The sequence below is a fragment of the Lentibacillus cibarius genome (genome assembly GCF_005887555.1).
Lineage (GTDB): Bacteria > Bacillota > Bacilli > Bacillales > Amphibacillaceae > Lentibacillus > Lentibacillus cibarius.
This window is the reverse complement of the sequence record NZ_VCIA01000001.1, coordinates 636,884-657,288: the sequence shown is the minus strand read 5'-3', so window position 1 is coordinate 657,288 and position 20,405 is coordinate 636,884. Positions and strand designations below refer to the sequence as shown.

Genomic DNA, 20,405 nt, shown 5'->3' with positions numbered 1-20,405 from the left:
CTTATAGCAAAAAATTGCCCGAATTGTTATTTTAGTCTTTTTTCAAGCTTTTCTTTTTCATCCTCAAATCCCGGCTTGCCGAGAAGTGCAAACATATTTTTCTTATATGCTTCCACGCCGGGCTGATCGAACGGGTTGACACCGAGCAAGTAACCGCTCACCGCACATGCTTTCTCGAAAAAGTATACAAGGTAGCCAAACGTATATGCATCAAGTGTTGGCACCTCAATGACTAAATTTGGCACCCCGCCGTCCGTATGTGCTAGCAGTGTTCCCTGATAGGCTTTGTCATTGATTTCGTGCAGCGTTTTTCCAGCCAAATAATTAAGTCCATCAGCATTGTCTGTGTCCTCTTCTACCATGATAGCTTTCTTTGGCTTATTAATGTGCAGAACAGTCTCGAACAGGTCGCGGCGGCCATCCTGAATATATTGTCCCATCGAGTGAAGGTCAGTGGTAAAATTGGCGGATGCCGGAAAAATACCTTTCTGATCCTTGCCTTCACTTTCGCCAAAGAGCTGTTTCCACCATTCACTGAACATGTTGAGTTGCGGTTCGTAGTTAATCAGCAATTCTGTCGTCTTGCCTTTGTTATATAAAATGTTGCGAGCTGCCGCATATTGATAGGCCGGATTGTTAGCGAGTTTCGGCTCATTCAGATCATTCATGGCAACTTTGGCACCGTGAATAATTTCATCGATTGCAATGCCGCTCACAGCGATTGGCAATAGTCCAACTGCTGTTAGTACGGAATATCTGCCTCCAACATTATCAGGAATGACGAATGTTTCGTATCCTTCTGCCTCCGCAACGGTTTTTAAAGCACCTTTTTCTTTATCAGTTGTCGCGTAGATTCGTTTTCTCGCTTCTTCTTTACCATATTTGTCTTCAAGGAATTTACGGAAAACTCGGAAGGCTATCGCCGGCTCGGTCGTAGTTCCACTTTTAGAGATAACGTTAATGGATACGTCTTTATTTTCGAGTATGTCTTGCAGCTCACTTATGTATGTCGAACTGATATGATTACCCGCGAAAATGATTTGAGGAGCTTGGCGTTTGTCCCCGGGAAGTAAGTTTTGAAAGGAATGATTAAGCATGTCAATGGCCGCACGTGACCCCAGATACGAACCGCCAATCCCAATAACGAGCAGCACATCGGAGTCGTTTTTGATTTTTTTTGAGGCGGTTTTAATCCGCGTGAATTCCTCTTTGTCCATGTTCTCCGGCAAATCGAGCCACCCCAAAAAATCGCTGCCCTGACCGGTATTTTCATGAAGTTTGTAGTGAGCAGTTTCTATATAATCGTTCAAGTAGTCCATTTCTTCTTGCTTGAAAAACTGATATGCATTTGTGCATGAAAAACTGATATGTGTCATATATATTCCTCCTTGTACTTTTTACTTTACCTAATTTCTCGCTGTTCATTCAAGCTAGAGCTATTTTTGTGTAACATAACGTATATAAACGAATGTAAACGTATGGAAGGGGGGCTAATGGGTGGTATGTAAGTTCTTTGTTTGGCGTTGGACATTATTGGTAAATCATAAAAAGAGGCAAATTCAAATATGCCGAATTCGTCTTTCATGACGCATATTTGAAGAAGCCTCTTTTTTGTTAGTTAAGAAAGTATAAAATTTAGCGATATAACTTTTACTTGCAAGATAAGCCACGTCCGGCTCCGACGTGCAGGGCGTACTAGTGTGGCGCACGCGCAGGGCGTGATGGTTTTATCCTGCAAGGGTGCTTTCGCCTTTGATCTTACTTGTTCTACCTTTCTGATTGTTTTATCCATTCCTCAAGTTTATCTTTCAATGTATTAAAACCGGCATTTGTGTTATCCGACTGATTAGCTTCATACTTTTTCTGGTTTGTTGGATTGTTTTTTGGCGGTTCTTCGGTTGCTCGGATGGATAAAGAAACTTTGTTATTTTCTTCATCGGCACTTAAGACCTTCACTTTCACTTCATCACCGATTGCCAAGTGCTCATGAACATCCTTAACATAGCCGTGTGTTATTTCGGAAATATGAACAAGACCTTGTGTTTCTTCATCTAAAGCAACAAATGCCCCATATGGCTGAATGCCGGTAACTTTTCCTTCTAAAATCTACCAGTTTCAAACTTATCTCCCATGCTGAACAACTCCTATATTGTATTCGATTCTTTTAACACAATAAGATATTTTAGCATATATTTTGTTTTCGAGCAAAAAATAATGAATAACGCTTCTTTTGTAAAACGAGGGAGGTAAACTGGCATGATTCCGTTACACTCTTTGATGGAAAACAACATATACCCACTTTATGTGCTGGAAGAGAGATTTAGGCCAGGAGGTTCAATTATCCGAACGAATTGGGATTATGAACAATCGATAATTGAATTGATTATTAATGACCAAGGCATACACTATTTAATGCGTATTCCATTTTATGCCGTTCAAGGTTCATTAGATTTTCCGGGGGTAACAATACGGCTAGAGAAGCCGTATTTACTTAATTTTGAATACCCGGAAACGGCAAAAAGCGATGAAAATGATACCTTGGATTTTTCCGTAGCTGATCCCGGTTTGAACCGTGAAACTAGGAAAGTCGGTGAAGCTGTGCTGCGAAAGGTAGAAGAATTGTTACTACCAGGATGAGAGGATGATTAATGTATCATCCTTGTCAAGTTCCATGTCAGGTCGTGGATTCATATGCCACTTGCCATCACGAATTATTCCAAGTAAAAGTTCACCGTTTTCCAGGAAGAACAGTACCGTTTCTTTAAAGGTGTTTCCATCCAACTTATCTGGAAGCGGAATGTGGTTAAATTGTTGATTATTTAGTAGTGTTAACACTGTTTCAAAAGGTTTTGTCTGTTCTTTATGGAAGAGCTCATGGTAAAACAGTGTACTCATAAAATCATTTGAGCTTATAACGGTGTCCGCACCCGCCCGAATGGCATTTTCTACTTGGCTGATGGTTAGAATTTCTGCATTTATTGAGACATCTTGATTGTTCCCACGAACAGCGATGATGGATAAGATGGTGTTAATATCCGCTTTTCGCTCGTCAATGGTAATATCTGACGAAATGAGGACGGCCTCAGCGGCTTTAATATTGGCCTGTATTAATACGGCATCCTCGCTCGGATCTCCATGGATGAAATGAACTGGATAATGACGATAAGGTAATTTGTCCAATGTCCGGTCAATTAGCACGACTTCTTGGTTAGAATCCTTATCGGCAATCATATCTGTTAGCTGTTTAGTTCGCTCATTCCAGCCGATGACTACGATATGGTGGTTACCGTTAAAAGAGACTTTCCCTTCTGAAAGCTTATTCTCATGATTAATAGTGGTTGCGGCGAGCGTCGTAATATAAAATGTCAGCATGCCACCGCCGGAAAGTAGAAGAAGAATGCCAATGATTCTGCCTGGAACAGTAAGTGGAACATAATCACCATAACCGACTGTTGCGCCGGTGATAAACGCCCACCATACACCATCAAAAACGGATGGAAATTGATTTGGCTCGACAAGGTGAATGATAAATCCAAATAGGATCATGAGTACAAAAATAGACAGGAGAAGCCTTACAGCTGCCGGCATACGGAAATAAATATGTTTAAATACTTCGAGATTCACTTTGTTCACCTGCCCATGTTTTTAGTAACGTCAGAAAATATAGACTTAGGAGGACCTTATAAAAAACTATAAAATTTAGCGATATAACTTTTACTTGCAAGGACGCTTCCTTTTGTTCTGTGTTCGTGCCCGGATGTATCATAGCATGACGATAATCCATTAAAATTACACACATAGTATTGGCAAAGGTCCAAAACTTTCATACGCCATAAAAGGTAATTGCAGTCCATACACGGGCGTGATTGACATTTGCTGAAAGATGTTTCCGTCATGATAAGGAAGAGACTGGGAAAAAAACTAAACAAATCAGTTCTAAATACGAACGATATGTGTTTTCCCTGCGCTTATTTCATTAAGCAAAAAACCCGAGTTGATTCAGAAATATCTGAATCGACTCGGGTTTTTCTTTAACTAAAAATCTTCTGTTCCAGTATTACAGATTCAAATTTCTTTTCAAAGTGGTTTTGATGCTTTCATAAACTTCCTGCCAGAAGTCAGTATTGTCACGAAAGGATTTAGTCATAAATCGGCGTATTTCTTTTGACTTTTCCTTATAATCATCGTGATCGCTTGGTGGTAGTTGCTGTCTGGAATGGTCGACGAATTCCTGGATTTCTTCCGCTCTCGGTCCCCATACCGCCACTTCTTTTCCATTGCTATCGATGAAAATGAACTTGGGAATTGATCGTGATGTTCCATTAGTCAAGTATTGATCCATCAGCTCAAGGTTTTCATCTCGGGGTAGGAATTTAACCGGTATGTCAGCCTGTTCAGTGAGACGAAGCAAGATAGGTGTGTTGAGCATCGCATCGCCACACCAGTCCTCCGTGAGCACAATAACGCGAAGGTCATGCGCTGCCAAGTTCCGAATAAACTGCTCATCCTCCGGTAATGTGAAATGGTCGTAAATATGTAGTAAGTTTTCTTTGTTTTTCTGCATCGATTCTATATATGTGTCCGGGTCCATGCCTTGCTCAAACCATTGCTCAAGGGTCATTAGTCGACGCTCCTTTTTTTACCATTTTCTTTCTAAAGTGTACCTGAAGAAGAATATTCTGTAAATTAAAGTGCTTGGTTCGCTTTATATTATCTACAATAGGGCATTTATTCGTGTGGCTACGCGTCGTGGAAAAAATTTGCTATGATTGTATGGAAGAGTATGAGAGGGAGGTTTTTTGATGGAGCAGGCGAACAGGTCGTTTTTAATGGATTTGTTGCATACACCGTCACCGTCAAGTGATGAGGTGGCCATTCAGAAAAAATGGATAAACTATGTAAAGGATTTTGCGGATGAAATCAAGACGGATAATGCCGGCAATGCAATTGGAATTATAAATCCGGATGCTGAATTTAAAGTATTATTGGCAGGTCATTGCGACGAAATTGCACTTGTTATTAACCGCATTGATGATGAGGGATTTCTTCATTTTGATAAAATGGGTGGCATAAATCCAAAGGCTGCTGTTGGAATGAAAGTGACCGTACTTGGGCACAACGCTGAATCAACGGGGGTTATCGGTGTCAATGCACAACACCATGGTGGCCTGAAAAACGATTTCGGATTAGAAGATTTGTTTATTGATTGCGGTTATAAAACAAAGGAAGAAGCGGAGCGGTTTGTACAGATAGGTGATTTGGCTGTTTATAAGACTAATCCAGAGCTTTTAATGGACAGGTATGTATCCGGCCGCGGTCTGGATAATCGGACAGGGGCATTTATTGTTGCTGAAGTTCTGCGGCGGCTTTCAGATAGAGGAAGCGATGTTGGTGTTTATGCGGCCAGTACCGTAAATGAGGAAACAAATATGGGAGGTGCGTATTTTGCTGCTGCCGGTATTAAGCCAACTATGGCCATCGCTTGTGATGTTACATTTGCCACGGATTATCCAGGTGTGAATAAAAATAAACACGGCGATGTTAAACTTGATGGCGGTCCGGTACTGGCAAAAGGCGCTCCCATTAACATTAAAATCAATAAGATGCTCGAAAAAACAGCTAGAAGACGGAATATTCGTGTACAGTATGAACTGACACCACGTATGACAGGGACAGATGCAGACCGTATGCGACTGACCGGTCCCGGTGTTCCCATTTCACTGGTTTCTCTGCCACTCAGGTACATGCACTCACCTGTCGAAACGTCTAGTCTTAAGGATATGGATGAGGAGATAGAATTACTTGTTACTATGCTGTCTGAAATGACGGGTGAAGAAAGTTTAAATCCATTAGATGACTAGATACCTTCAAATTCGGTTGAAGACGTCGTAGAAAGATTAATTTCACAGCTGCAAATGACTTTTCAATGAAAGAAAATTGTAGTATAATACATGTAAAATAACATATCGATTCCATCTTCGGGGCAGGGTGCAATTCCCGACCGACGGTAAGAAGCACTATGCTGTTTTAAGTCCGTGACCCGTCTGCATGAATGCAGCGGTGGACCCGGTGTGAGTCCGGGACCGACAGTTACAGTCTGGATGGGAGAAGATGACGAGCCGGAATTCGGTGCATGCGTGCGTGTACCTTAACTTTCCTGTGACGTGACACCCTAAAGCCCCTAATAGGTTTTAGGGTTTTTTATGATAGGTTTCCGGTTTAACGTTTTGGACCGAAAACCAGACGCGACAGGATACGGCTCACCCTTCATCAGTGTAAGATGCGAATCGGTGAGGATGAAGGAGGAGACGGGTGATGCGACCAACCGCGCAATCATCAAAATTAGTTAAACTTGTTGTCCTGGCATTGCTAGGAACGATTTCTTTGGTGCTATTCTTTTTGAATTTTCCACTGCCATTTTTACCACCATATTTAAAAATAGACTTCAGTGAAGTACCGGCATTGATGGCGGCACTGATATTTTCACCGGTGGCTGGTATTATTGTAGAAGGGATTAAAAATTTGTTATATCTAGTTGTATCCGGTGCCGGCGATCCGATAGGTGTGGCATCAAACTTCTTTGCAGGGGTTATGTTTGTCGTACCAGTAGCTGTACTGTACCATCGGTCAAAAGGTGTCAAGAGTGTGGTTTCAGGGCTGGTAACTGGTACCATTGTTATGGCAATTGGGATGAGCGTTTTAAACTATTACCTGATCTTACCGGCTTATGCTTGGTTTACAGGAGCTCCCGAAATGGCTGCAACCACGGTGAAATGGATAACAGTTTCCGGTGGAGTGCTGCCTTTTAATATGATTAAGGGAGTTATTGTAGGCGTCTTATTTGTACCCGTATTTATTAAAATGAAGGCTTGGATAGAGCAAAAACAGACGAATTTAGCAGCATAAGGAACTTTAAAAAAGCGGGAGTGCCATCATGACACTCCCGCTTTCATTTACTTTTTCTTAGGAACGACGCTAATGGTACAACGGGATATGCACAGAAGTCGGTTATGCTCATCGGTGATCCGCACTTCCCACACCATCGTTTGTCTTCCTTTATGCAAAGGTTCTGCTTTGGCGGTAACAATACCTTCGCGCTTGGATTTGATATGATTGGCATTGATTTCGATGCCAAACACGTCGAACTTTTCGTTATCAATGTTCATATATGCGCCGATACTTGCGGCGGATTCGGCTAATGCGACATTTGCACCTCCGTGCAAGAATCCTGCAGGCTGGTGTGTACGCTCATCAACGGGCATGGTCATGATGACAAGATTTTCATCAAGTAGCTTTGTCTCAATACCGAGTGTTTCCATTAATGTTTCGGAAAAGTCCATGAGATAAGTCCCCTCTCATTACAAATAGGCACTGACCAATAATGAAATGCCAATTAGGAAACCATACATTGTGTTCGTTTTACCTGTGGCAGCCATGGCCGGCATCATTTCTAGCGAGTTCGTCTTGCCGCGGAATTTGCGAATAACGTCAGCTGCCTTAAAAATACTTAAAAATGCCAGGATTGACCACATCGGTAAAATTCCGGTAATCATGTAAATAACGGTTAAGCTGTATGCGGTGATAAATAAAATGGCCAGGAATCTAATGGCATTTTTCCGTCCGAGCAGAATGGCGACTGTTTTCCGCCCATTTTCCTTATCTCCATCAAGATCACGGATGTTATTGGAAAGCATAATTGCCCCGATAAAAATCGCAACCGGTATCGACAGCCAAATGACCGAACTTGTCAGTGTTGATGTTTGAATATAATAGCTGATTCCAATAATGACCGTCCCCATAAAAAATCCGGAGAAAAGCTCGCCGAATGGTGTGTAGGCAATCGGGTACGGACCACCTGTATACAAATAACCGAATAACATACACACGATGCCAATGACAGCAATCCACCAGCTTGATGCCATACAGATATAAACACCTAACAAAATGGCAATGGCAAAAAACGTAATTGCTAATCGAAGCACCGTTCTTGGTGAAATACCATCCCGGACAATCGTACCACCGATGCCGACTGATTTATCATTATCCAACCCCAGAATAAAGTCATAATATTCGTTGAACATATTGGTGGCAGATTGGATAAGGATGGATGCCAAAAGCATAGCTAAAAATAATAATAAGTTAATATGCTCCTCTGTCAGTGCAAACATCGTTCCAACAAATACCGGAACAATAGATGCTGTCAGTGTATGTGGACGTAAGAGACGCCACCACACTTGCAAGCCGCTGCGTTCGTTGAGTGCCTCTTTTATTGAATTATCGTTTGTCGAATTCACGTTTCCCCTCTCCTTTAGTGCTTTGGGATTCAACTTAGCGTTTACTATATCAATACAAGTTTAGGCAATTCGTTAAGGCCTGTCAATTGCCTATCGTCATGAAATCATCACAATTAGACACCAATCCTTGAGGAACTTAATAAAAAAGAATAAAATAGATATGGTAAGTTGAAATGGTGAATGGTATGGAGGATAATAAAAATGATTGAAGTAAAATTAAAATCATTTGAATCGCTGCTTTCAAAAGCAATTACCAAAGCGAAAACAACTGAGTATAATCAATTGGTAAGTATGACAGAAGAAATACATGAAGTTGATCCGGTTCGGTTCTTTGCGTCGGCAAAGACGTTGTCAATGGATCGTGTTTTTTGGACGAGTACATCTGAACAGTTTTCCATTGTCGGCGTTGGTTGTGCTTGGAATATAGAATTAGAGGAGAACCGAACAGAAACAATAGAAAACCACTGGCAGCAATTGGTCGATGAAGCAATAATTGACAACCCTTATCAAGTGCCTGGAACTGGGGTTGTAGGGCTTGGGGGCATGTCATTCGATCCAAGTGTTCGAAAATCTTCGCTATGGAATAAATTTAGTCATCGGTCGTTTCAGGTTCCGAATGTGCTGTTGACTAAGCATAATGCTCGTAATTACTTGACGATTAATCTTCAAGTTAAGGCTAATGATGATTTGCAGGAGCTGACCGAGTGGGTGGAACAAGCTAAAGATATATTAGTGAACAGCTCAGAAAGGTTACCGGAGTGCGCTGGCATCGCCGGACAGCAAGAAATAGCACCTGACAAATGGAAACAAACTGTAAAGCTTGCGGCGGACAAGATAAAAGCACACGATGCACAAAAAATTGTCTTGGCTCGTGAGCTGCGGGTGACAATGACAGATGACGTACAGGTTGCTTCTATTTTAAGAAATTTGTTGGAAACACAGCCGGATAGTTATGTGTTTGCTGTGGAACGTGCAGGCGACTGCTTTGTTGGCGCTTCTCCGGAAAGGTTAGTCAAGCAAGATAACAATCAATTATTTTCGGTTTGTCTTGCCGGAACAGCGCCACGCGGAAAAACGGAAGCAGAAGATCGTGAAATCGGTGAAAACTTACTCCACGATGATAAGAACCGTAGTGAGCACGATTTTGTCGTGAAAATGATCAGACAATCAATGGAAGCGTATTGCGATGCCGTTCATGTCCCGGAAACACCGGTCATTCATCCGTTTAGAAACCTACAGCATTTATACACTCCGGTAACAGCACAATTGAAAAGAGGGTACAGTATTTTTGACATTATCGAAAAATTGCACCCCACACCGGCGCTTGGTGGTGTTCCCCGGGAAGCCTCAAAGGACTTTATCCGAAAGCATGAACAGCTCGACCGTGGCTGGTATGGTGCCCCGGTTGGCTGGTTTGACAGCAACCGGAATGGGGAATTTGCTGTGGCCATCCGGTCCGGACTCGTACAGGGAGACAAGGTGTCCTTATTTGCCGGTTGTGGTGTTGTAAAGGATTCAGACCCGGAAGCGGAGTATGAAGAGACGATGATTAAATTCAGACCAATGCTGTCTGCACTGGAGGGACGGCAATGAATCATACGGAAAACCTGACACGGTATACAGCCAATTTTGTTGACGAACTCGTTGCTGCTGGATTGACAGACGTTGTTATTTCACCCGGTTCCCGCTCTACCCCGATGGCAATGACGATGACGGAGCATCCTGAGTTGAACCAGTGGGTGATTATTGACGAGCGGTCCGCGGCTTTTTTTGCGTTAGGAATGGCGAAACAGATGAAACGTCCGGTTGCCATTATATGCACCTCAGGAACAGCCGCCGCTAATTATTTTCCGGCGATCATTGAGGCATATTACAGTCGCGTTCCATTGATTGTCCTCACAACAGATAGGCCGCACGAGCTGCGTGATGTTGGCGCACCGCAGGCGATTGGACAGTTGAAGCTGTATGGGGATTATACTAAGTGGTTTCATGAAATGGCATTGCCGGAAGCCACTGAAGACATGCTTGCTTATGCGAGGAGTAAAGCATCCCGCGCAGTCCATATAGCAAGAGAAGGAAATGCCGGCCCGGTGCATTTGAATTTTCCATTCCGGGAACCATTAATACCTGATTTCTCCACTGAGGATCTCTGGGGAAAACGTGGAAAGGGTTCATTTCTTGGTAAGATGGAAGGACGACGTAGACTTGATCCTCAGCAATTGAACAATCTTTGTGAAAAATTGAGCCATTCCGGGAAAGGGTTAATTGTCTGTGGTCCGCAACCTGATCCTAATCTTGCCGATGCCATAGCTCACCTTGCACGGCAGTGGGGAGTTCCTATATTGGCAGATCCTTTGTCACAGCTTCGTGCCGGAAAGCATGCCAAAGATCATATAATAGAGGGGTATGATGCGATTTTACGGAATGAAACCATCCGGAAACAGCTGAAACCAGATTTTATCATTCGTTTTGGGGCGATGCCGGTTTCGAAAGCGTATCTTTTCTTTATGAAAGAACACAGAGATGTGCAACAGTTTGTCGTTGAAAATCATACTGGTTACCGAGAACCGGCCGGAAACCAAACAGCATTTATCGACGCTGATGGCACGGCATTGTGCAGAGACTTGGCAGCCATGGTTGCCACCCCGAGCGCTGACGAAACGTGGTTAGACACCTGGCAACAAATGAATCGTATTGCCAAAAAACACTTGCTGAATCAACAAGGGCAGGAAAAACTTACAGAGGGCGAAGCTATTCGCGGACTTATGACTGTTATTCCTGATCGGAGCACTATATATATCGGCAATAGTATGGCGGTACGGGATTTGGACACCTTTTTCATGTCTACCACTGCATCACTGGAGGTGTTGGCGAACCGGGGGGCGAATGGAATCGACGGAATGGTCTCCAGCGGTTTGGGAGCTGGGGCGTCAGGAATCCCTGTTACGCTCGTTCTGGGCGATCTGTCCTTTTTCCATGATATGAATGGGCTCTTAGCGGCTAAGCATTATAGGTTGAACATAACAATCCTTGTTATCAATAATAACGGTGGCGGTATTTTTTCTTTTCTCCCGCAAGTAGACCATCAAAAACATTTTGAAACGTTATTCGGTACACCGCTGGATATTGACTTCCGACAGGTCATTACCATGTATGGTGGCACTTATCACCAGCCAACGAACTTGTCGGATTTGCAGCAGGTGCTCAAGGAAAGTTATCGGTACGATGGATTATCAGTCGTTGAAGTAAAAACTGACCGGACGGAAAATAGGCAATGGCACCATGATAAATGGCAGGCTATTGAAAACGAACTGTTGCAAACGAGGGGTTGATTCCATGTATGTTACAATAAGTGATGCTGTATACTGGTATGAATGGAATGGGGACGGGGAGCCAGTTGTGCTGCTGCACGGATTTACCGGTTCTTCCCGCACGTGGGACTCCTTGATCAACGGCTGGCTACCGGATTTCAAGACCATTGCGATTGATTTGCCCGGTCATGGAAAAACTGCCAGTCAACCAAAAGATACGGAAGCGGTTTGTAGCGATTTGGTGAATCTGCTGGATCAGCTGCAATTGGATAAAGTGCATCTTATCGGTTATTCGATGGGTGGGCGAACAGCATTATCGTTGGCGATGCTGCATCCCGACCGGGTTATGTCGCTTACACTGGAAAGTGCTTCACCCGGATTAAATGACGAACAACAACGTTCTAGTCGCCGGCATCAAGATGAAAAGCTGGCTTCTTGGATAAAAACAAATGGAATCAACACATTTGTCGACTATTGGGAAGGGCTGCCATTGTTTCGTACACAGAGAACCATGCCGAAAGATGTACAGCAACGTATACGTAATGAACGACTCCAGCAATCGGCAGAAGGGCTTGCACAGTCACTCATGACCATGGGGACCGGTGTGCAGCCATCCTGGTGGGGAGAACTCTCATCTCTTCGTTTACCTGTGCTGCTCTTGGTCGGTGAGGAGGATGCGAAGTTTATTACCATTAATCGTGCTATGGAGGCATACATACCAGCGAGTGATCTTCATGTGGTGGAAAATGCCGGTCATGCAATCCATGTGGAACAACCGAATATTTTTGGTAAAATAGTGAAAGGGTTTCTTCAATCCATTAACAAACACTAAATAGTGATAGGAGGCATAAAAGTGACAGTCCAATGGGAAGAGGTAAAACAATACAATGAAATTATTTATGAAAAGTATAATGGGATTGCTAAAGTGACGATAAACCGGCCGGAAAAACGGAATGCGTTTACGCCACTAACTGTAAATGAAATGATCGATGCGTTTGCGGATGCCCGTGATGATTCCTCCATCGGTGTGATTATTTTAGCCGGAGCAGGGGACAAGGCATTCTGTTCAGGTGGTGACCAATCGGTACGAGGCCATGGCGGATATGTCGGTGATGATCAAGTTCCGCGTCTGAACGTGCTTGATCTGCAGCGGCTAATTCGTACCATTCCAAAACCGGTTGTTGCGATGGTATCCGGTTATGCGATTGGCGGTGGGCATGTACTGCATGTTGTATGTGATTTGACGATTGCCGCTGATAACGCCATCTTCGGCCAGACAGGCCCGAAAGTGGGCAGCTTTGATGCCGGATATGGTGCAGGTCTGTTGGCCCGGATGGTCGGCCATAAGCGTGCCAGGGAAATCTGGTATCTGTGTCGTCAGTACAATGCCGACGAAGCCTATGAAATGGGACTTGTCAACACGGTCGTTCCACTAGAAAAACTGGAAGAAGAGACATTGCAGTGGTGTGAAGAAATGCTAGAGAAATCACCAACGGCACTCCGATTCCTAAAAGCATCGTTCAACGCGGATACAGACGGTCTAGCAGGACTGCAGCAAATGGGTGGAGATGCGACATTGCTATATTATACGACCGAGGAAGCGAAAGAAGGCCGCGACGCATTTAAAGAAAAACGGAAACCGGACTTCAAACAATTCCCGCGCTTTCCGTAATAAATATTTGCACTGGAGGACCTTTGCTTATGCTGTTCGCTGGGCAAAGGTTTTCTTTTTCATTCATGAAGGAGGGGAGTCCCAATGGCTGAAATTATACCGCACTGGCTGACGAAGCAGGCTGAGCTAGCTCCAAATAAAACAGCGCTTGAACTAGCGGATGGTACGGTGTATACATTTTATGAACTGAAAGAAAAAAGTCAATCATTCGCACGTAAACTCAAGCGACTTGGGGTACAGAAGGAATCGAAAATTGGTATACTCTCGGCCAATCACCCGGACATGGTCATTGCCATCCATGCTGTAAGTTACGTTGGTGCTATTGCAGTTCTCTTAAATACGCGGTTAACCAGCCCGGAATTGGACTTTCAAGTGAAAGATGCTGGTGTAACTCTGGTCATCGGGCAAGATGAATACAATAAGGTGAATGCCGATTTTTATTCCTTTAGTGATGTATGGGAAGCGGCTGAATCATCGGCAGAACTCCAAACCGAAATTGACTTGGATGCTTCTTTCACAATAATTTATACGTCAGGTACAACCGGTTTTCCCAAAGGTGTGATTCACACGTATGGCAACCATTGGTGGAGTGCGACTGGGTCAATGCTGAACCTGGGACTGGCAAATAACGACAAATGGCTTGCAGTCCTGCCTTTATTCCACGTCAGCGGGTTGTCTATTCTTTTGCGCAGTGTCATATGTGGCATATCGGTGCATTTGCTTGAAACATATGAAAAGCAGGCAGTTCATCATGCGATTATGAATCGCGGTGTCACCATCGTATCAGTTGTCACCGTTATGCTTAAGGATCTTGTCGACTGCCTTGGGAAACGTCGATACCCGAAAACACTCCGTTGCATGCTACTTGGTGGCGGACCCGCGCCGAGGAGTTTACTTGAACAGGCGAAGGAGAAACATATTCCCGTTTTTCAATCGTATGGAATGACGGAAACGGCCTCACAGATTGTAACACTAAGTCCCGTCGATGCATTGAAAAGATTGGGTTCATCCGGCAAGCCACTATTTCCGGCACAATTGAAAATTAACAAAACTGACGGTGCAATTGGTGAGATACTAGTGAAAGGTCCAATGGTCACTAAAGGTTACTATAATAATAATGAAGCTACTGAAAAGGCGATTGCCGATGGATGGCTGGCTACTGGAGATCTAGGTTATACCGATAATGAAGGTTTTTTATATGTTGTTGACCGGAGAAAAGATTTAATCATATCCGGTGGTGAGAATATTTATCCGACGGAAATTGAAGGTGTTTTAGCTGCGATGGAGGCCATTGATGAAGTGGGTGTTGCAGGCAAAGAGGATGATAAGTGGGGACAGATTCCCGTTGCTTTCGTTGTTGTTAATGATACTTCCATTACAACAGAAGCCATTATGGAATTTGCTGGTCAGCGCCTTGCCGGGTATAAGTTACCTAAAGAAATTTACTTCATTGAAAAATTGCCAAGAAATGCATCCAATAAATTGCTTCGGGATAAACTGTTATAGCAGTTAGAGTGTCATTGCCCACCATAATTACAACTTATTGGAACACTTGTTTTGAAAAATAAAATGTACATTCATAGATAATCGAATTAACCAATGATAATGATTCTCATAGTCATTGACTTCTTGGCAAAAACCAAATAAACTATAGATATAAAGTATTGGAACGCTGGGCCGTATATATACGTATGTGTGCTTCGTCCAGATTACGCAACATGTAGGGAGAGATTCCGATGCAGACGCTATCAGCGAAGGATTTAACGCTTGGATATGGTGACGACATAATAATTGATGATTTGGACTTGGCTATTCCACAAGGGGAAATAACCGTTTTTATCGGCAGTAATGGATGCGGAAAGTCCACATTGCTACGTTCATTGGCACGGTTATTGAAGCCAAAAGGCGGGGATGTTGTCCTTAATGGGGAAGACATTGCCAAAATTAGTACAAAAGAAGTTGCAAAAAAGTTGGCTATACTACCGCAGAGTCCAGCAACACCAGATGGTCTCAGTGTGAAAGAACTTGCCAAACAAGGGAGACATCCTTATCGTAGCTTTTTGAAACAATGGTCGACAGAAGACGAGCGTGCAGTCCATCACGCCTTGGAAGCAACCAATATGTTGGAATTGCAGGACCGGCCTGTTGATTCATTATCCGGTGGTCAGCGTCAACGGGCGTGGATTGCGATGACACTGGCACAGGAGACAGATACGATCCTGTTGGATGAACCGACTACCTATCTTGATATGACACACCAAATCGATGTCCTTGATCTTTTGTTTGAATTGAATGAAAAGGACGGTCGCACCGTTGTCATGGTGTTGCATGATTTAAATCTTGCTTGCCGGTATGCTCACAATATTGTTGCTATAAAGGACAAAAGTGTTTTTGCACAGGGGAAACCAGAAGAAATTGTAACGTGTAACCTGGTTCACGAAGTTTTTCAGATGAAATGTGATGTCACGTTTGACCCGATGTTCGGAACACCTATGTGCATTCCACATGGCAGAGGTCGCTGTGTTTTCGCAAATGGAACTAACGGTTTAAGTGAATCCCGGACAGCAGCAAACTGAATATGGATATGGACCCCCATCAGTTAAGTGACTGATGGGGGAGTTAATATGAAAAGTTAACTACAGATAACATGCATGTATCTCCTGTTTCGCGGCAAATTAGAAATAGGAGGTGCAGTATGGAAAGAAAGAAATTTTATATCAATTTAGGCAGTAAGGAAATTTCACAAATTAAATATGACAATAATGATGAATTCACGATTTACGCAACAACGGATGAGGTACAAACACTCCGTTATAAACTCGATAATATGAATGATGCGGATACTCGAGCATTTTATCGTGCGCATGTGCCAATTATGCCTTATCATAATGATGAGTCCAATGATGACTACGATAATCAAATAACAGAAGCTTTCCGCATGGTTTATGAACTAGGAGATAGTGTGACAAAACAGCATATTGAATCGATGGGTATACTATCCGACCATCATATGTGAACGAACGTTTCAGAATCCAGGATGTAACTAAAAACACATGATAACATAGTTTTTAAAAGAGTAATAAAAATCCGAAGTGGTTCTAACTGGAAAAATGTTGAATCATTATTCGGATTTTTCGTTGCTTCAATATTTCCCTCCTAATCCCTGTTTTTTTGTTTAATGGTTCAGAAAAAAAGGAATAGATTAGTAGAACGATACTTATATATAGTATCGAGAGGTGACTCATGGTGCGAAAACGCAAATTCCTAAACTATATTCTAACAGGTTTGGTTGTTATGTTCTTTTTCATTGCGCTGCAAGGGACTGGAAATGATTCGGTATCAATCGTAGAAGGAACAGATCATCTTGAAGCGGATAACGCAGTGACTGAAAAAGCTAAACCCGCCAGTAATAGTAAAACGATTAAAAAATTGGATCATGAACGTGTTGTTTTCTTAACCAGTCAGTTTATGAATTTAATTGTGCAGGAAACTAATGAAAGCTATAAGGTGCTCCATTACAATTCTAAAAATCAGCTGTTAAAAGCATTTACAAAAGTTTCATCAAAGGAAGTTGCTACAAAATATATCGACTATTATTTTGACGAAGAACCCGATGGATTGTATCTCAAACCGACCGAAACACCGCCATGGTTTCATGAAGAAGAGGACTATGATATGATACGGAAGAATGATAATACTGTAGAAGTTACACAAACGAATACAACAGAATTATACGGTACCCGTACGATTAACATTACATTTACGTTTCATAATAAGTGGAAAATAACCGGGATTACATTTGACTAATTGAACGGAACAGGAAAGCAGATGAAATGATGTATATTTTTAAGGATTTTTATCGGAATGAAGTAAAATTGTCGTTTAATGATCATCCATTTTCTAAAGATCCAAAGCATGTGTTGGTAATATGCACACATAAAAATAAATGGCTGCTCACCAAACACAAAGACCGCGGTTTGGAATTTCCCGGTGGAAAAGTGGAAGAAAACGAAGGTGCACGTGATGCAGCCATCCGTGAAGTACGGGAGGAAACAGGGGGAGTAATTGATTCGATTCGTTACATAGGTCAATATGTTGTTGCTGGGAAGGGTGGAACAATCGTTAAAAATGTTTATGCGGCTGAAATAAACGCGCTGCTCCCTCAGACAACGTACTATGAAACGGACGGTCCCATCCTCCTTGACGCCTTACCAGGTGATATAAAGTATCGTAAGTCCTATAGCTTTATTATGAAAGATGATGTGCTGAAGCATTGCTTGGATTACCTCGAAAAGATTAAATAGGGAAGAAATGATGAATTCCACTAGCATACTTAAAGAAGAAAAAAATAACTTTGTGATCGACAAGAGCTCAATCCGGATAGGGGGAGAAGAGCCCCCTTAACTGAGTGAACGTTCACTTTATCAACGCGTATGCTTCATAAGTGTCTTCTCAATTTGTTCAACGACTTTGTACATTAGCGCCGCAAATACGGCAATAAGAATCAAACTTGACATAACAAGGGAGAAGTCGAACACTTGGAATCCATAAACAATCAAGTATCCAAGTCCTTTTTTGGATACAAGGAACTCCCCGACAACGACCCCTACCCAAGATAGACCGACATTCACTTTCAGCGTGGAAATCATGGACGGAACAGCGGCCGGGAAAATAGCCTCTCTGAAAATTTGCCATCGGGTTGCTTTGAAGCTTTTTAATACTTTGATATAATTATGATCCACTTCTTTAAATGCAGAGTAAACTACTAATGTTGTAATGATGACGGAAATAATGGCTCCCATTGCAATTATCGATAGATAGCCAGGACCCATGGCAACAATGATAATAGGACCCAAGGCAACTTTCGGCATAGCATTCAGAATAACTAAATAGGGATCCATAATACGCGAAAACTTCTCTGACGACCATAAGATTGTTGCAAGGATAATGCCGCATATGGTTCCAATCAGAAAGCCTAAAACTGTTTCGAACAATGTTACTTGAAGATGTGTCAGCATGGATCCATTAGTGAATTTCTCAATTAGAACATGGTAAATTTCAGAAGGTGAACTGAAAATAAGCGGGTCAATCCAATTCATATTGCTGGCAAGTTCCCATAGACCAAAAAAGGCAACAAGTATAAGAATCTGCCAGGTAAAGACAAACTTTTTTTCGCGTTTTATTTTAAGCTGATAGTTTGCAAACAGTTGCTGATCGGATTCACGTCTCATTGTAGGATGTCACCACCTTGGATTGCTCAGGAACTGCCTCATTTTTATTCAATTCTCCCCAAATCTTATCGAACAGAAATTGATACTTAGGGTGTCGTCGTACTAGAAATGGCTTTTCATTGCGCAATTCAACAGGCACTTCAAATGTTTTGGCAATAGAACCTGGGTTTGCATCCATGAGCATGATACGATCGCTCATGGCAATTGCCTCCCCAATGTCGTGTGTAACGAGAACGGACGTTTTCTTGTAAATTTGGAGAAGATCCCAAACTAAGTCCTCTAGCTTCAGCTTTGTTTGATAGTCAAGTGCTGAAAATGGTTCATCTAATAATAGTACCTTTGGGTTGGTAATTAATGTGCGTACAAGCGCTACCCGCTGCCGCATTCCACCAGATAGGGAGTCTGGATAATTGTCCTTTATCTTGGAAAGCCCGACTTGTTCGAGCAGATTCACCGCCTTTTCTTTTGTTTCTTGTGAATCATCATGTCTAATCTTAGGTCCAATCAATACGTTATTAATAATTGTTTTCCAAGGGAACAAATAATCCTGTTGTAACATATAGCCAATATCCAAATCGGATTGGTGCAGTGGCTGATTGTTTACATAAATATTACCGGTAGTGTGTTCGACGATTCTGGCAATGATGGAGAGTATGGTTGATTTTCCGCACCCACTTGGCCCCAGTAATGCAACGAATTCACCTTCATCGATAGAAAACGTGACGTCGTCGAGGGCTTTTGTATAATTCTTTTTAGAAAAATAGTGGTGTGAAACATGATCTAAGGTAAGAAATGACATTGTTCCCCCTCCTTAGTCGCCAATTACTTCCTCAGCAATTTGCGTATTAACAAGTGTTTTATATGGAACATCTTCAGGTAGTTCACCGGCCTCATCCATAATATCTTTTAGATTGTTCCATTCATCTTTGTCAAGAATAGGATCCAGTGCAAATGAACCTTGGCTTTTGTAGCGGTCAACGGAGGATGCCAGGATTTCCAGTTCTGTGTCCTCGAAATAAGGCTGAATCACTTTGGCAATTTCTTTTGCACTGTGTTCTTGCACCCATTTTTGGGCTTTATGGACTGCTTTTGTGAAATTTTTTACGGTTTTTTCATTATTCGTCATAAAGCTTTCTTTGGTCATGAATGTTGTATATGGTACATGACCGGATTCCTTACCGAACGAGGCAACAATATGTCCCTTACCTTCTTTTTCAAATGTGCTGGCGGTTGGCTCAAATAATTGGACATACTGTGCGTCTCCTGAAGCAAAAGCACCTGGTATGTTAGCAAAATCAACATTCTGGATGAGGTTCAAGTCTGTTTCTGGATTAATATCGTGTTTTTTCAATACATATTCTCCAGCCATTTGCGGCATACCGCCTACACGCTGTCCTAAGAATGTAGTATTTTTAAGATCTTGCCATTCAAAATTAGGATTTGGTTCCTTTGCAACGAGAAAAGTACCATCCGTTTGCGTCAACTGAGCAAAGTTAATGACTTTGTCTTTAGAACCTCGTGCCTGCACGTAGATAGATGTTTCCGATCCGACAAGCGCAATATCTGCTCCATCTGATAGCAGTGCGGTCATCGTTTTATCCCCACCCCACGCTGTCTGGAGCTTGATGTCGATACCTTGTTCCTCAAAAAAACCTTTTTCAATTGCGACGTATTGTGGGGCGTAAAAAAGTGATCGTGTTACTTCCGCAAGTTTGACCGTTGACGTTCCCCCTGAACCGCATGCAGCAGTAAAAACAAGCAAGAGACAACCTAATAAAGCGGTACAGAAACGCTTTCTCATAACATTCGTTCCTTTCTGCATAAAGATTGTGTTATACTTTTTATCATATGTGGTTGGTAAAAATGTGTGAATGCCTAGAAACGACTAGTTTGTTGG

The 20,405-nt window shown here is 42.5% G+C and carries 20 protein-coding genes, 1 pseudogene and 1 riboswitch; of the genes and pseudogenes, 12 read left to right on the top strand and 9 right to left on the bottom strand.

The window, feature by feature from the left end:
• Positions 1-26: 26 nt before the first annotated feature.
• Both FFL34_RS03305 and yugI read right to left on the bottom strand, forming a co-directional pair.
• Complete coding sequence (locus FFL34_RS03305; RefSeq protein WP_138601409.1) at positions 27-1,376, bottom strand: glucose-6-phosphate isomerase; 1,350 nt, start codon at positions 1,374-1,376, stop codon at positions 27-29.
• Between the two features lie 391 nt (positions 1,377-1,767).
• Positions 1,768-2,132: pseudogene (gene yugI / locus FFL34_RS03300) on the bottom strand (S1 domain-containing post-transcriptional regulator GSP13).
• Positions 2,133-2,256: 124 nt separating this feature from the next.
• Between yugI and FFL34_RS03295 the strand changes: the two are divergent.
• Positions 2,257-2,637, top strand: a complete 381-nt coding sequence (locus tag FFL34_RS03295; RefSeq protein ID WP_138601406.1) for a YugN family protein — start codon at positions 2,257-2,259, stop codon at positions 2,635-2,637.
• Here FFL34_RS03295 and FFL34_RS03290 read toward each other — a convergent pair.
• Both FFL34_RS03290 and FFL34_RS03285 read right to left on the bottom strand, forming a co-directional pair.
• Positions 2,626-3,624 carry a potassium channel family protein gene (locus FFL34_RS03290; protein WP_138601403.1) on the bottom strand — a complete coding sequence of 333 codons (999 nt, stop codon included), beginning with the start codon at positions 3,622-3,624 and terminating at the stop codon, positions 2,626-2,628. The two genes, FFL34_RS03295 and FFL34_RS03290, sit on opposite strands and share 12 nt — an antisense overlap.
• Before the next feature lie 433 nt (positions 3,625-4,057).
• On the bottom strand, positions 4,058-4,621 hold the full coding sequence (locus tag FFL34_RS03285; protein WP_138601400.1) for a thioredoxin family protein: 564 nt from the start codon (positions 4,619-4,621) through the stop codon (positions 4,058-4,060).
• Between the two features lie 181 nt (positions 4,622-4,802).
• On the opposite strand from FFL34_RS03285, the gene FFL34_RS03280 reads away from it, so the two are divergent.
• Both FFL34_RS03280 and FFL34_RS03275 read left to right on the top strand, forming a co-directional pair.
• Positions 4,803-5,861 (top strand): M20/M25/M40 family metallo-hydrolase, encoded by a 1,059-nt coding sequence (locus FFL34_RS03280; RefSeq protein WP_138601397.1) that lies wholly within the window; start codon positions 4,803-4,805, stop codon positions 5,859-5,861.
• Positions 5,862-5,970: 109 nt separating this feature from the next.
• Positions 5,971-6,117: riboswitch (FMN riboswitch) on the top strand.
• Positions 6,118-6,315: 198 nt separating this feature from the next.
• Positions 6,316-6,906 (top strand): ECF transporter S component, encoded by a 591-nt coding sequence (locus FFL34_RS03275; RefSeq protein ID WP_138604652.1) that lies wholly within the window; start codon positions 6,316-6,318, stop codon positions 6,904-6,906.
• Positions 6,907-6,953: 47 nt separating this feature from the next.
• On the opposite strand, the gene FFL34_RS03270 is transcribed toward FFL34_RS03275, so the two are convergent.
• Together FFL34_RS03270 and FFL34_RS03265 are read right to left on the bottom strand one after the other, a co-directional pair.
• Positions 6,954-7,340, bottom strand: a complete 387-nt coding sequence (locus tag FFL34_RS03270; RefSeq protein ID WP_138601394.1) for a hotdog fold thioesterase — start codon at positions 7,338-7,340, stop codon at positions 6,954-6,956.
• Between the two features lie 18 nt (positions 7,341-7,358).
• A complete protein-coding gene (locus FFL34_RS03265) occupies positions 7,359-8,294 on the bottom strand; it encodes a 1,4-dihydroxy-2-naphthoate polyprenyltransferase (protein ID WP_138601391.1) in 936 nt (311 codons plus the stop codon).
• 201 nt (positions 8,295-8,495) lie between these two features.
• On the opposite strand from FFL34_RS03265, the gene FFL34_RS03260 reads away from it, so the two are divergent.
• The 9 genes from FFL34_RS03260 to ytkD all read left to right on the top strand — a co-directional run bounded on the left by FFL34_RS03260 (position 8,496) and on the right by ytkD (position 17,581).
• Positions 8,496-9,887, top strand: a complete 1,392-nt coding sequence (locus FFL34_RS03260) for an isochorismate synthase (protein WP_138601388.1) — start codon at positions 8,496-8,498, stop codon at positions 9,885-9,887.
• Positions 9,884-11,626 carry a 2-succinyl-5-enolpyruvyl-6-hydroxy-3-cyclohexene-1-carboxylic-acid synthase gene (menD, locus tag FFL34_RS03255; RefSeq protein WP_138601385.1) on the top strand — a complete coding sequence of 581 codons (1,743 nt, stop codon included), beginning with the start codon at positions 9,884-9,886 and terminating at the stop codon, positions 11,624-11,626. Before FFL34_RS03260 ends, menD begins: the two co-directional genes overlap by 4 nt.
• Before the next feature lie 4 nt (positions 11,627-11,630).
• Positions 11,631-12,437 (top strand): 2-succinyl-6-hydroxy-2,4-cyclohexadiene-1-carboxylate synthase, encoded by an 807-nt coding sequence (gene menH / locus FFL34_RS03250; RefSeq protein WP_138601382.1) that lies wholly within the window; start codon positions 11,631-11,633, stop codon positions 12,435-12,437.
• 21 nt (positions 12,438-12,458) lie between these two features.
• Entirely contained in the window at positions 12,459-13,277 is an 819-nt protein-coding gene (menB, locus tag FFL34_RS03245; protein WP_138601380.1) for a 1,4-dihydroxy-2-naphthoyl-CoA synthase, read from the top strand.
• 84 nt (positions 13,278-13,361) lie between these two features.
• Positions 13,362-14,783 carry an o-succinylbenzoate--CoA ligase gene (locus FFL34_RS03240; RefSeq protein ID WP_138601377.1) on the top strand — a complete coding sequence of 474 codons (1,422 nt, stop codon included), beginning with the start codon at positions 13,362-13,364 and terminating at the stop codon, positions 14,781-14,783.
• A 230-nt stretch (positions 14,784-15,013) separates the two neighbouring features.
• A complete protein-coding gene (locus tag FFL34_RS03235; protein ID WP_138601374.1) occupies positions 15,014-15,853 on the top strand; it encodes an ABC transporter ATP-binding protein in 840 nt (279 codons plus the stop codon).
• Between the two features lie 119 nt (positions 15,854-15,972).
• Positions 15,973-16,293 (top strand): hydrolase, encoded by a 321-nt coding sequence (locus FFL34_RS03230; RefSeq protein WP_138601371.1) that lies wholly within the window; start codon positions 15,973-15,975, stop codon positions 16,291-16,293.
• Between the two features lie 227 nt (positions 16,294-16,520).
• The gene (locus tag FFL34_RS03225; protein ID WP_138601368.1) at positions 16,521-17,084 is read left to right on the top strand and encodes a hypothetical protein; all 564 of its coding nucleotides are present in this window, start codon (positions 16,521-16,523) and stop codon (positions 17,082-17,084) included.
• A 29-nt stretch (positions 17,085-17,113) separates the two neighbouring features.
• Positions 17,114-17,581 (top strand): RNA deprotection pyrophosphohydrolase, encoded by a 468-nt coding sequence (ytkD, locus tag FFL34_RS03220; protein ID WP_138601365.1) that lies wholly within the window; start codon positions 17,114-17,116, stop codon positions 17,579-17,581.
• Positions 17,582-17,701: 120 nt separating this feature from the next.
• Here ytkD and FFL34_RS03215 read toward each other — a convergent pair whose 3' ends face one another.
• The 3 genes from FFL34_RS03215 to FFL34_RS03205 are packed head-to-tail and all read right to left on the bottom strand — an operon-like array spanning position 17,702 to position 20,309.
• The gene (locus FFL34_RS03215; RefSeq protein WP_138601363.1) at positions 17,702-18,508 is read right to left on the bottom strand and encodes an ABC transporter permease; all 807 of its coding nucleotides are present in this window, start codon (positions 18,506-18,508) and stop codon (positions 17,702-17,704) included.
• Entirely contained in the window at positions 18,498-19,307 is an 810-nt protein-coding gene (locus FFL34_RS03210) for an ABC transporter ATP-binding protein (protein WP_138601361.1), read from the bottom strand. The genes FFL34_RS03215 and FFL34_RS03210 overlap by 11 nt, the downstream gene beginning before the upstream one ends.
• A gap of 12 nt (positions 19,308-19,319) precedes the next feature.
• Positions 19,320-20,309 (bottom strand): ABC transporter substrate-binding protein, encoded by a 990-nt coding sequence (locus tag FFL34_RS03205; protein ID WP_138601359.1) that lies wholly within the window; start codon positions 20,307-20,309, stop codon positions 19,320-19,322.
• Positions 20,310-20,405: the final 96 nt, after the last annotated feature.